This window comes from Chryseobacterium sp. CH25, from assembly GCF_004119455.1.
In the GTDB taxonomy this organism is placed as follows: Bacteria; Bacteroidota; Bacteroidia; order Flavobacteriales; family Weeksellaceae; genus Chryseobacterium.
On the sequence record NZ_NRQT01000011.1, the window covers coordinates 120499 to 132507 of the forward strand.

Here is a 12009-nt window from a genome sequence, read left to right on the forward strand (position 1 = left end):
GCTTTAAGAAATGAAATCCGACATTCTTGGCAGACCGGTTTGCGAACCTTTACTTCCTGAAACCCTTGAAGAAACTTCATTTCCAAACTTCACACAATCTTCAATAGAGTTTCCATGACAGAGTGCGATTGCAAATCCTGAAGTAAATGCATCTCCCATTCCCATCTTATAAACGGTCTTTTCTTTATTCTTTCTGTAATACTTCATTTCTGTACCATCAAAATAAACGGTAGAATTGGTATCATCTCTTACAAATACCTTATTAAAGTATTTTTTAAGAACCTCTTCTCTTTTTTCTTCGCCAAAAATGATAAACAGCTCATTACTTTTAGCTACAATAAAATCCACCTCCTCAAGAATGGCATCATTGACCCTCATTGCAGGAGAAGCATACAGTCCTACTTTTTTGCCATACTTCTTGGCTTTTCTTACCGTATACTCTACAACATCCATAGAAACTTCAAGCTGTATAAGAACAAGATCAGAGGTATGAAAATAGCGGTCGGCCTCATCAATATGGGAAACCTTCAGATACTTATTCGCTGCGGGTACTACCACGATAGCGGCATTTCCTTCTGATGTAGTTACGTAAGCTGTTCCTGTGGATTCTTTATCTGTTTCATGTACAAAACCTACATTCACACCTTCGCTCACCAGATTTCTCATGATCTGCTGTCCCAAAGGATCCATTCCAACACAACCTATAAAATAAACGCTGGCTCCCAATCTTGCAGTTCCTACTGCCTGATTGGCACCTTTCCCACCAAAATAGCTCTCTGAATTAACAGCCAAAACGGTTTCGTTAGGCGATGGAAGTTTATCGGTTTCCAAAACAAGATCTATTGAGGAGCTACCTACAACGATAATTTTCGGTTGTTCTGATGAGAAATTCATTGTGTTTGATATTAGTTTAAAAATTATAACAGACTAAATTCCGTGCCAAAAATAACTAATTTTACCTAACTTATTTCAATAAATTCTGTAATAATTTTCACTGGTGATTGATTTTTATCATAAGCAATATAACTTGCATAAAAACCTTCTCCATATCCTGTCTCGGTAGCAAATATAGTCCCGGGATGAGCTTCTGAAGGCTTTAGAAATGCATATTGATCTATTGCTCCGTTTTCATCAAAGAAATATTCATGGAAGAATTCCTCATAAATCCCCATAAAGTCTCCGCCTTTGTTATGATAAAGTTTCTGTTCCAGCTCGTTAAGGCTGTTTTGAGTATCCACATCCATGAAGCAGCCCATACCACTTTCTACAGGGTATCCAAAAACTTCTCCTTCTTTCAGTTCTTTTAAATTCTGTCCTTCAGTAGTCGCCAGCTTCCAGTCTTTAATTTCTGCAGTATTAAAAATAATTTCTGCATAGGCAACACAATTACTGTCTCTCTCCTTATGCAGCATTACAGAAAATTCTCCTTTGGGAAATTCTGCAGAAAAAGGAAGCATATCATTGGTGATTAAAGGATCACAAGCTACCAGCTTTCCACTGGAAAGATAGATCTTCCCTACTTCAAAACTTTCTAACAAGGGACTTTCTACAAAGTCCTTCGAAAATAGTTTTTTTATGTTTTCTATATGTGTCATTTTATATCTTTTTTAAACCATCAGCTGGATACAAGTTTTCATCTGTACCCAGCCTGATATTAAGACAACGCATTGTCTTTATTTTAAAATTACAAACTTTTCAGCTTCTCTTCCAAGATTGCAATCTTGTCAAGAGCATCTTTTTGTTTCTTACGCTCTACCTCTACAATTTCAGGTTTAGCATTAGCCACAAATTTTTCGTTGGAAAGTTTTTTATCTACTGAAATCAAGAATCCTTTCAGATATTTTAATTCTTCTTCAGTTTTAGCTTTTTCTTCTCCTAAATCTAAGTTTTCACTTAAAGGAATAGAAACTTCCGTTGCACCAACCAGGAATGTAAAGCTTGGCTTATCTGTTTTCTGTCCGAAATGAATTTCAGAAACGTTAGCCAGTTTTCTTACTACCGCTTCATTAGCAAATTCAGAAGCATTGGTATAGATTTCAGCTGCCTCTCTTGGAGAAATTCCTTTTGTCTGACGGTAATTTCTAACTCCAGAGATCAATTCTGCTGCGGTTTCAAAGTTTTTAATGATCGTCTCATCAAATGCACCTGCTTCTTTCTGCTGAGCAATAACTAAAGCTTCTTCAATATTTCTTTCTGAAATCGTCTGCCATAATTCTTCTGTTAAGAAAGGCATGAACGGGTGAAGTAACTTCATCAACTCCTCAAAGAAGTATATTGTTTTGCTATAAACCTCTTTAGAAATTCCTTCTCCATAGTTAGGTTTAATAGCTTCCAGGTACCAACCACAAAAATCGTCCCAAATTAATTTATAGATCAAGTGAAGGGCATCCGAAATTCTGAATTTCTCGAACTGATCATTGATTTCAACAATTGTTTTATTTAATTTATTTTCGAACCATTCGATAGCCTGGTTATCTGTTGCAATTGCTGGCTTATCTTCATGATTCCACATGTTGATTAAACGGAATGCATTCCAGATTTTCGTCATGAAGTTTCTTCCCTGAAGCATTAAATCTTCATCAAAAAGAAGGTCATTTCCTGCTGCAGAACTCAATAGAATTCCTACACGAACTCCATCAGCTCCATATTTTTCCATCAGTTCAAGTGGATCCGGAGAGTTCCCTAAAGATTTTGACATCTTTCTTCTTTGCTTATCTCTTACAATTCCTGTGAAATAAACATTTTTGAATGGAACTTCTTTTCTGTACTCCAATCCAGCCATAATCATTCTGGCTACCCAGAAGAAAATAATATCCGGTCCTGTCACCAAGTCAGCAGTTGGATAGTAATAGTTGATGTCTTTATTTTCAGGATCAAGTAATCCATCGAATACAGACATTGGCCATAACCATGAAGAGAACCAGGTATCCAATGCATCATCGTCCTGTCTAAGACCGTCAATTGTCAATGCCTGATTTCCTGTTTTTTGTTTTGCTAATTCTAAAGCTTCTTCTTTGGTTTCAGCTACTACAAAATCTTCATCTCCTGCTCCATAGTAGTACGCAGGAATTTGCTGTCCCCACCAAAGCTGACGGGAAATATTCCAGTCACGGATGTTTTCCATCCAGTATTTGTAAGTATTTTTAAACTTATCCGGATAGAATTTCACTTCGTCATCCATTACTACATCCAATGCTGGTTTAGCAATTTCAGACATTTTAAGGAACCACTGTACTGAAACTTTAGGTTCAATAACAGCTCCTGTTCTTTCAGAAGTTCCTACTTTATTTACATAATCTTCTGCTTTCAGTAAAAGATCTTTCTCTTCTAATTCTTTTGCGATCTGCTTTCTTACGTCAAATCTGTTCTGTCCTGCATAATGAAGACCATGCTCGTTAAGGTTTCCGTCATCATCTAGTGCATCAATCATTTTCAACTGATGTTTCTGTCCGATCTCGTAGTCATTAGTATCGTGTGCAGGAGTGATTTTTAAAGCACCTGTTCCAAACTCAATATCAACATATTCGTCTTCAATGATAGGAATTACTCTGTTAACGATTGGTACGATTACATTCTTACCTTTTAAGTGAGCATATCTCTCATCATTAGGATTGATACACACAGCAGTATCCCCGAAAATAGTTTCAGGACGTGTAGTGGCTACGGAAAGGAACTCTTCTGATCCTTCAATCTTATATTTAAGGAAATATAGTTTTCCGTTCTGCTCTTTAAAGATTACTTCTTCATCTGAAATATTGGTCTTCGCTTCCGGATCCCAGTTTACCATTCTGTATCCTCTGTAGATTAATCCTTTGTTATAAAGATCTACAAAGCTTTTGATAACCTGTTGGGAAAGCTTATCCTCCATCGTGAAACGGGTTCTGTCCCAATCACATGAACATCCTAATTTTTTAAGCTGCTCAAGGATTGTTCCTCCGTATTTATTCGTCCATTCCCAAGCGTGCTCAAGGAATTGTTCACGGGTAATATCAGACTTATTGACTCCTTCAGACTTCAGTTTAGCAACAACTTTAGCTTCGGTAGCAATGGAAGCGTGATCTGTTCCCGGAATCCAACAAGCGTTAAACCCGCGCATTCTTGCACGACGGACCAGAACATCTTGAATGGTATTGTTCAACATATGCCCCATGTGTAATATCCCCGTCACGTTTGGTGGCGGAATAACAATGGTATATGGTGGTTTGTCATTAGGTTCTGAGTGGAAATATTTGTTTTCCAACCAGTAATTGTACCATTTCTGTTCTGTTTCCTGTGGATTGTACTTTTCTGAAATCTGCATAAATTCTATTTCTTTGGCTTGCAATTTGCAAAAATAGTCTAAAGAAAAAAATTTTTAAGCATGAATTAAAATAATTTTTAACTTTGTTTCACAAAATTTATCTAACAAACATATTAACATTCAAGAATATGAAGAAATTAATTGCAGGAATTGCATTATTCGGAACATTTGCTCTAGCATCTGCACAAACTATTACGTTTGATAAAACTACTTTCGACTATGGTAGCATTAAGCCTAGTTCTGATGGTACAAGATTCTTTACAGTAACAAATACAGGTGACAAGCCTTTGATCATTTCAAACGTAAAACCATCTTGTGGATGTACGACTCCTGAGTTCAGCCAAGATCCGATCATGCCAGGAAAATCTGCTAAGATCAAAGTTGGATATAACACTGCTCTTACAGGTGGATTCAACAAAATGATTGAAGTTTTCTCTAACGACCCTGCCAACAGCAGAAGCGTAATCTACATCAAAGGAAACGTAGACGCTAATGCTCCTGAGCCAAAAGTATTAACTCCTGCTGAGCAGAAAGAAGCTGCTAAAGCTGAGAAAAAAGCTGCAAAAATTGCTAAAAAAGCTACAAAGTAATTCTCTACTTACAAAATAAAGAAACCGTCTCTCTTGAGACGGTTTTTTTATTATATTTATGGTAATGGATACACTGGATGTTAGAAAATGAAGATTTATTCTTTTAGGTTTTGGCTAAAGACCACTTAAATTGATGCGGATAAAGACCATGTGAATATTTTATTCCTACAGATAGCACAGATTTTCACAGATCATACTGCATATTTTATTAATAGCTATCTCATTAATTGTCTATAGAGGTTTAGCAACAATATCTTTTATCTTTTATCTTTTATCTTTTATCTTTTATCTTTTATCTTTTATCTTTTATCTTTTATCTTTTATCTTTTATCTTTAAATAAAAAATATATGGACACCAATTTCTCAGACGACTTTAAGGTAAATGGAAAATTTTCCATTAAAAAAGCCTCTACATCATACAAGGGAAAGCTTACCAAAGAAGAGGGAACTCAATTATTAATCCAGGAAAAAGAAAAACTGCGAGAATTGCAGGAAAGGCTTTATGCTGATGGAAGTCAATCTCTGCTTGTTGTACTTCAGGCTATGGATGCTGCCGGGAAAGACAGTATGATTGAACATGTTTTTGGCGGGGTAAATCCTCAGGGATGTAATGTAACCAGCTTTAAAACCCCAAGTTCAAAGGAATATTCACATGATTTTCTGTGGAGACATTATCTGGCTCTGCCTCAGAAAGGAATGATTGGGATTTTTAACCGCTCACACTATGAAAGTGTTTTAGTCTGCAAAGTTCATCCTGAATATAATTTAAGTGAAAAAACATGGTCTTCAGTAGACGATTTTGACAATAAATTCTGGGAAAACCGCTATGAAAGTATCAGAAATTTTGAAAAACATCTTGCCCAAAACGGGACTACCATCATCAAAATCTTTCTGAATGTATCTAAAGAAGAACAAAAGAAAAGATTATTAGACAGAATCAATGAACAGGAAAAAAACTGGAAATTTTCTGCAGGAGATCTTCCGGAAAGGGCGTTATTCGATCAGTATATGGAAGCTTACGAAACAGCGATCAACGAAACCTCAAAGGATCACGCACCATGGTATGTGCTTCCCGCAGACAATAAATGGTTTGCAAGAACGGCAGCTATTCAGATTATTATAGATACTCTGGAAAAAATGAATCTTAAATATCCACAGCTTTCGGAAAAAGACAGATTGGAATTACAGGAAGCTAAAAAGCAGTTGGAAAATGAATAAAAAAAGCCTCAATTGAGCTTTTTTTATAATTTATGATTTCTCGAAATCAACTTTGAATGAAAGTTCTCCATAGTTAAATGTTTTTGAAGTACCTGTAAATTCGGAAAGTGGAATAGAATAAAGTGCAATAAATTCATCCTGCCCTCCATTTTCCAATAATGAGTTATCAGCATCACTATCCTTAAAAACAATATTTACAGATTGTAATGTTTCATACCCCATAAAAACATTATATCCTGTAAGATCAAATCCAAGGTTCATTTGGTTGGGATAAATGCCTGTTGTTACTAAGGGTTCAAAATGTGATACTAACAGATTATGTGGATCACCTGGAGCTGGAGCTGAGAAAACTTTTGCAACTTCTATAAATATATCAGCAAATTTATCGGGACTAGCTGTATTGTAGCTTTTGCTCTCATCCCATGCGCCTGTAAAATTCTCCCAAGATGAAACTCCCCCGCTGTAAACCAATTTCAAATTATTTTTTTTCTGCGGAATAGAAATGATGGTAATTTTTTTAATTCTTAAAACATTGGTATTGGTAACTGTTACTTTTACAGATTTTTCAACACTTTTTCCATTCGCCAGTAGCAGTGTTGCTTTTACAGTATAGTTTCCGGCTTCTTTATAATTATGATAAATAGCCTCCAAGGAACCATTTCCGTAATAAGTACTGCCATCTCCAAAATCCCAATTAACATTATTGATATCTTCTTTAATGCCTCCCTTAAAATAAAACCCAAAAGAAGTATGAATGGATGCCTGTGTTTTTAAAGATACTAGTGAAATAGAGTTTTCTGCAGTTCCAATACCGGTATTAGGAGTGATTTCATTAAGGTCATCCGAACTCCCGGAGCAAGAAAAAGTAACAACTGAAAATAAACCAATCTTAAGAAAGGTAGATAATTTTTATTCATGAATTAATAGTTTTTTTAAAAATCACGAGAAAATCTATAAGCCGGATTTTGTACTCCCGAAGAAGCGCCTGTTATTTATCTACGTGTTACATTGCTGCAACACTTGAGCTGATTACCCCTCGGTTTTCAGGACGAGCCGCCCCTATTTCCATTGCTGAAAAGAACCGATATACTTACCATTGCACCGCAAAGAGTTTACCTGGTTTCACTACAGCCGAACTGTACCTGCTTTCTGTTGCACTTGTCCTACCCTCACGGGTGACGGATGTTATCCGCTTTGCTGCTCTATGGTGTCCGGACTTTCCTACCTCCCGTAAACGGGAAATCAACAGGCCGATTTTCTCGCGGCTGCAAAGGTACATAAAATTCATGGGAAAAAGGATGAATTGTCAGCTTACACATCCGTTTATTTCCTTATCATTCTTTACTCATTTGCTATTCACTATAATTATTTTTCCGCAATTACCACATTATTATTATCTTCGTGCCATTATACATCTATGGATTCCAGAGAAAAAGAATTTGCGCAGCTCATCAAAGATAATCAGGGACTGATTATTAAAGTATCGCGCTTATACACCAATTCGCTGGAGGATGAAGAGGATCTTTTCCAGGAAATTGTACTTCAACTCTGGAGAAGTTATGACTCTTTCAAAGGAAATTCCAAGATTTCAACATGGATGTACCGTGTAGCGCTCAATACAGCCATTACCCTCTTTAGAAAAAAAAGCAAAAGCCTTCCTACAAATGAACTGGATATCAACCACAAAGATTTTGTGGAAGATGATGACGAAAAACAGCAACAGGTCTCGCTTTTGTATACTGTAATCAAGACTCTTCCTAATATAGAAAGAGCCATTGTCATGATGTATCTTGACGATCTGCCTTACAAGGACATTGCAGAAAACCTCGGAATTACTGAAGTTAATGCACGCGTGAAAATGAACAGATTAAAGAAAACCCTTAAAGAACAGATGGAAAAATATGCCTGAATTTGATTTAGATAGTTTTAAAAAAACATGGCAGGAACAACCTGTAGAAACAAAATATGATAACAGCGAGATTCGTCAGATGCTGAATAGAAAATCACGTAATTACGTAAAATATATTTTCTGGATCAGTGTTTTTGAGTTTCTGTTCTTTTCTGTTTTGGGCTTATTCTATTTCTTTCAGGATGATGAATCTGATGGTTTCCGTAAAATATTGGAAAAACTGGGTACTCATGAAGCTCCTGAGGTGGAAAACAATTTCAGTCATTTTTATTTAGCTATTAAAATTCTGAGCGTATTAATTACCGCTTATTTTGTTCTGAAATTCTATCAGAATTATCGTAAAATAAAAATTGAGGAAAACCTTAAAGGTCTTATTACAAGAATCATCAATTTCAAAAAAACAGTCAATGCTTTCATTCTGATCAGTATTGTATTGCTTCTTATGTTTACTTTTGTATTGGTTGCTTTTATATTTTATACTTTAAACTCTCAAAATATACAGCCTTCCGGTTCCGACCTTACGGTCATTATTGTTGCCATTACCATCAGTACTTTATTGGCTATATCTATGATCTGGGTATATTACAGACTGGTATATGGCAGTATCATCAAAAAACTGGATAAAAATCTAAAGCAGCTTAAAGAGATAGATTCTCAGGAAAATTAGCATTCATAGGCTATAGTTCAAGATATTATTGTTAATTTTAGTACACCAAATCTTTTTACTATGCCTTTATCATATGTGTATGGAGCTTCTGAGGTTCCATTATTAGGACAGACTATTGGAGGAAATCTTAAAAGTACTGTCGAAAAATTTCCTAATCAAGAAGCACTTGTCTGTGTTCATCAGGGTTACAGAGCTACTTACCAAGAATTTTACAATCAAACAACTGCTATTGCCAAGGCTCTGATATTTCTAGGAGCAAAAACTGGTGACAGAATCGGAATATGGGCTTCCAACCGCTATGAATGGGTACTTCTGCAATATGCTACAGCCAGGATCGGAACTATTCTAGTGAACATCAATCCGGCTTATAGGACTCATGAACTCACATATGTACTCAATCAGTCTGAAGTCCGCTTTATTTTTTCTTCCTTAAGTTTTAAAACCAGCAACTATAAGGAAATGGTTGAATATGCCAAGGAAGTCTGCCCCACTTTAGAACACGAAATTTTCTTTGATGATAATTGGGAAGACTTCGTAAACAACGGCCAGGAGATTTCAGATGAAGTACTCCACAGCTTTGAAGAACATGTACAGTTTGATGATCCAGTCAATATTCAATATACTTCAGGAACCACTGGTTTCCCAAAAGGAGTTACACTTTCTCATCACAACATTTTAAATAACGGATATTTTATTGGTATTAGATTAAAATATACAGAAAAAGACCGTGTCTGTATTCCTGTTCCTTTTTATCACTGTTTCGGAATGGTGATCGGAAATATCTGCTGTACTACTCACGGCGCCTGTATGGTAATTCCTAATGACAATTTTGATCCCGAAATTACCTTAAAGGCTGTTTCGGATGAAAAATGCACCTCTCTTTACGGCGTTCCTACTATGTTTATTGCTGAACTTGCCGTAAAAGATTTTGATTCATATGATTTCTCGAGTTTAAGAACCGGTGTAATGGCTGGCTCTGTATGCCCTCCGGAAATTATGAAGAAAGTGGAGAATCTGATGAATATTAAAGAAATGAGCATCTGCTATGGAATGACGGAAACCTCCCCCGTGTCTACACAGACTTTAATAGGAACTCCATTAGAGAAACAAGTCAGTACAGTAGGAACAGTTCAGGATCATCTTGAAATAAAAATTATTGATGAAAGCGGAAAAGTTCTGAAACGTGGTGAGCATGGTGAGCTTTGTACTAGAGGCTATTCTGTAATGTTGAAATACTGGAATGATCCCGAAAATACAAAAAAAGTTCTGGATGATGCCCGATGGATGCATACCGGCGATATGGCAGTAATGGATAAAGATGGCTACATCACCATTTCCGGCAGAATTAAAGATCTTATCATTCGTGGCGGAGAAAACATCTCCCCTAAAGAAATTGAAGACTTTTTATACACTTATACCCATATTCTGGATGTCCAGATCATTGGAGTACCGAGTGATAAATTTGGAGAAGAGGTTATGGCCTGGATAAAAGTAAGGAAAGGTTTTACAATCACAGAACAGGAGCTGCTTGAATATTGCAAAGGAAGGATTGCCCATTATAAAGTTCCGAAATACTGGAAATTTGTGGATGAGTTCCCGATGACGATTTCCGGAAAAATAAGGAAAGTAGAAATGCGGGAAGTTTCTATGAAAGAATTGGGGCTGGAAAATGTGAAAAATCTATAACTAAAAATATCGGTTAGCCATCATCTGTCTAAAAAAAATCAAAATTTCATTAAAAAAATGAGATAAAAATATATAAAATTCACCTAATTCAAGGTGAATTTTATTTTTTTAATAAAAAGTCAAATTAAATTCTAATCTTACTAATAAAAATTAGAATTATTATGAAGATATATAAACTGAAAACCTCTTCAATAAACGTTTATAAACCAATTATCATTATTTATAAATTTAATAACACTTTTTGATATATTATAGAAATAATACATCTTTTCCTGGTAAAAAACACGTATATACCAAAAAAAATATCACATTTTTATTCCTAAGATAGTGATTAATACAAATTAATTCCTATATTGCCACTACAAAAATTAACAATTTAAAACTAATAACTAACGATGAGGATTGTAATGGCCATCTGCGCCCTATTACTTGCTATGCCTGTTTTTTCACAAAAAATTTCGGGTATTGTCACGAATGAAGATAGAGAACCTGTTTCATACAGTTCAATAAGCCTAGGGAAAGAAAAAACAAGTACTATCACCGATATCAATGGTAAATATTCTTTGGAGATTCCTAATGACACTAATAAAAATGATGATGTCATTATTGAAGCTAATGGATATGAAAATAAAAAACTTACGGTAAGTGAGATCATCAATAATTCTGATATCAAATTAAGCAAAAAAGTTACTATCATCCAGGAAGTTAATCTAACTGGGCAAAAAACTAAAAGAGAAATAATAGGAGCAAAAAAAAGACCTATGTTTACCTTCTCTAAAATGTTTGATAAAAATGTTCCTACAATTGAACAAGGCCAAATATTCAGTATCTATAACTGGACTAAGATTAACAGTTATAATTTTCATATTATTCCCAGTTCAAGATTTAAAGAAATTACTTTAAAATTAAATATATACAGTGTTAAGAACGGATTACCTTATGAATCTCTTCTTAATGAAAATATCATATTCAAAACTACTACAACAGGTTGGCAAACTATTGATCTGCAAAAATATAAGCTGATCTACACTCATCTGGATAAACTGGCTATTACCTTGCAACTGGTGGAGAGTATTCCTCAGGATAATATAGATTTCATATTTGGAATATCCGCTAAGAAGACATTGTCAAATGATCTGTTATATCATCAGCAGAGCCAAGGAAAATGGGAAACCAGTATGGGAAGTTTTATTTCAAATATAGATGTAAACTACAATAAAGACAAACGCGAGTAATTATTTGAGTAAAACAAGAATGAATTCTGTTTTGAAAATTTTTACAGCTCTAATTATTATCCAACCAATTTTTCATACTTACCATTATCAATCAATGAGGTATTACAATTAATACATATAAAGCGGAAACCGAAAAGCTAACGAGTAGGTAAATTTTAAATTTTTTAACCATGAGCAAAAAGCTTACAAAAAAGTTAACTCTTAAAAAAGAGAAGTTATCACAATTGAACTCTGACGAAATGAAGTCTGTAAAAGCAGGAAAACTAGCATTCACATCTGTATTTGACTGTACACACTGGACATGTACAGCTGGAAGTACTAGATCTTCTGATGCATGTATTTGCCCAACAACAGCATAATAAATCAGAACATTTTACAAAAGAAAGCTACTCCCCAGGGAGTAG

11 protein-coding genes and 1 other RNA gene are annotated in these 12009 nt (G+C 35.1%); 7 read left to right on the forward strand and 5 right to left on the reverse strand.

What is annotated here, in order from left to right; all coding sequences use genetic code 11:
- Window positions 1-3 precede the first annotated feature (3 nt).
- From BOQ64_RS20120 to BOQ64_RS20130, 3 genes are all read right to left on the reverse strand, one after another.
- Window positions 4-894, reverse strand: a complete 891-nt coding sequence (locus BOQ64_RS20120) for a ribokinase (RefSeq protein WP_129054945.1) — start codon at window positions 892-894, stop codon at window positions 4-6.
- A 65-nt stretch (window positions 895-959) separates the two neighbouring features.
- Window positions 960-1595 (reverse strand): DUF4241 domain-containing protein, encoded by a 636-nt coding sequence (locus BOQ64_RS20125; protein WP_129054943.1) that lies wholly within the window; start codon window positions 1593-1595, stop codon window positions 960-962.
- Between the two features lie 89 nt (window positions 1596-1684).
- Complete coding sequence (locus tag BOQ64_RS20130) at window positions 1685-4300, reverse strand: valine--tRNA ligase (protein WP_129054941.1); 2616 nt, start codon at window positions 4298-4300, stop codon at window positions 1685-1687.
- A 128-nt stretch (window positions 4301-4428) separates the two neighbouring features.
- On the opposite strand from BOQ64_RS20130, the gene BOQ64_RS20135 reads away from it, so the two are divergent.
- Both BOQ64_RS20135 and BOQ64_RS20140 read left to right on the forward strand, forming a co-directional pair.
- Entirely contained in the window at window positions 4429-4890 is a 462-nt protein-coding gene (locus tag BOQ64_RS20135) for a DUF1573 domain-containing protein (protein WP_129054939.1), read from the forward strand.
- A 348-nt stretch (window positions 4891-5238) separates the two neighbouring features.
- Complete coding sequence (locus BOQ64_RS20140; RefSeq protein ID WP_129059820.1) at window positions 5239-6108, forward strand: polyphosphate kinase 2 family protein; 870 nt, start codon at window positions 5239-5241, stop codon at window positions 6106-6108.
- 30 nt (window positions 6109-6138) lie between these two features.
- Here BOQ64_RS20140 and BOQ64_RS20145 read toward each other — a convergent pair whose 3' ends face one another.
- Together BOQ64_RS20145 and rnpB are read right to left on the reverse strand one after the other, a co-directional pair.
- Entirely contained in the window at window positions 6139-6996 is an 858-nt protein-coding gene (locus tag BOQ64_RS20145) for a PKD domain-containing protein (protein ID WP_317127670.1), read from the reverse strand.
- A 50-nt stretch (window positions 6997-7046) separates the two neighbouring features.
- Window positions 7047-7370, reverse strand: an RNA gene (gene rnpB, locus BOQ64_RS20150) — RNase P RNA component class A.
- A gap of 155 nt (window positions 7371-7525) precedes the next feature.
- Between rnpB and BOQ64_RS20155 the strand changes: the two genes are divergently transcribed.
- The 5 genes from BOQ64_RS20155 (at window position 7526) to BOQ64_RS20175 (ending at window position 11964) form a co-directional block, all read left to right on the forward strand.
- The gene (locus BOQ64_RS20155) at window positions 7526-8017 is read left to right on the forward strand and encodes an RNA polymerase sigma factor (RefSeq protein WP_129055883.1); all 492 of its coding nucleotides are present in this window, start codon (window positions 7526-7528) and stop codon (window positions 8015-8017) included.
- On the forward strand, window positions 8010-8684 hold the full coding sequence (locus BOQ64_RS20160) for a beta-carotene 15,15'-monooxygenase (protein ID WP_129054931.1): 675 nt from the start codon (window positions 8010-8012) through the stop codon (window positions 8682-8684). Before BOQ64_RS20155 ends, BOQ64_RS20160 begins: the two co-directional genes overlap by 8 nt.
- A gap of 60 nt (window positions 8685-8744) precedes the next feature.
- Entirely contained in the window at window positions 8745-10370 is a 1626-nt protein-coding gene (locus BOQ64_RS20165) for an AMP-binding protein (protein WP_129054929.1), read from the forward strand.
- A gap of 395 nt (window positions 10371-10765) precedes the next feature.
- On the forward strand, window positions 10766-11605 hold the full coding sequence (locus tag BOQ64_RS20170; protein ID WP_129054927.1) for a carboxypeptidase-like regulatory domain-containing protein: 840 nt from the start codon (window positions 10766-10768) through the stop codon (window positions 11603-11605).
- Window positions 11606-11775: 170 nt separating this feature from the next.
- Window positions 11776-11964: a class I lanthipeptide gene (locus BOQ64_RS20175; protein WP_129054925.1), complete on the forward strand. Its 189-nt coding sequence runs from the start codon at window positions 11776-11778 to the stop codon at window positions 11962-11964.
- The last annotated feature ends 45 nt before the right edge of the window (window positions 11965-12009 follow it).

What these genes read in the sequence shown, in the direction of transcription:
- BOQ64_RS20170 (WP_129054927.1), top strand. Translation starts at nt 10,766, where the DNA reads ATGAGGATTGTAATGGCCATCTGCGCCCTATTACTTGCTATGCCTGTT.
- BOQ64_RS20165 (WP_129054929.1), top strand. Translation starts at nt 8,745, where the DNA reads ATGCCTTTATCATATGTGTATGGAGCTTCTGAGGTTCCATTATTAGGA.
- BOQ64_RS20160 (WP_129054931.1), top strand. Translation starts at nt 8,010, where the DNA reads ATGCCTGAATTTGATTTAGATAGTTTTAAAAAAACATGGCAGGAACAA.
- BOQ64_RS20140 (WP_129059820.1), top strand. Translation starts at nt 5,239, where the DNA reads ATGGACACCAATTTCTCAGACGACTTTAAGGTAAATGGAAAATTTTCC.
- BOQ64_RS20135 (WP_129054939.1), top strand. Translation starts at nt 4,429, where the DNA reads ATGAAGAAATTAATTGCAGGAATTGCATTATTCGGAACATTTGCTCTA.
- BOQ64_RS20125 (WP_129054943.1), bottom strand. Translation starts at nt 1,595, where the DNA reads ATGACACATATAGAAAACATAAAAAAACTATTTTCGAAGGACTTTGTA.
- BOQ64_RS20155 (WP_129055883.1), top strand. Translation starts at nt 7,526, where the DNA reads ATGGATTCCAGAGAAAAAGAATTTGCGCAGCTCATCAAAGATAATCAG.
- BOQ64_RS20120 (WP_129054945.1), bottom strand. Translation starts at nt 894, where the DNA reads ATGAATTTCTCATCAGAACAACCGAAAATTATCGTTGTAGGTAGCTCC.
- BOQ64_RS20130 (WP_129054941.1), bottom strand. Translation starts at nt 4,300, where the DNA reads ATGCAGATTTCAGAAAAGTACAATCCACAGGAAACAGAACAGAAATGG.
- BOQ64_RS20175 (WP_129054925.1), top strand. Translation starts at nt 11,776, where the DNA reads ATGAGCAAAAAGCTTACAAAAAAGTTAACTCTTAAAAAAGAGAAGTTA.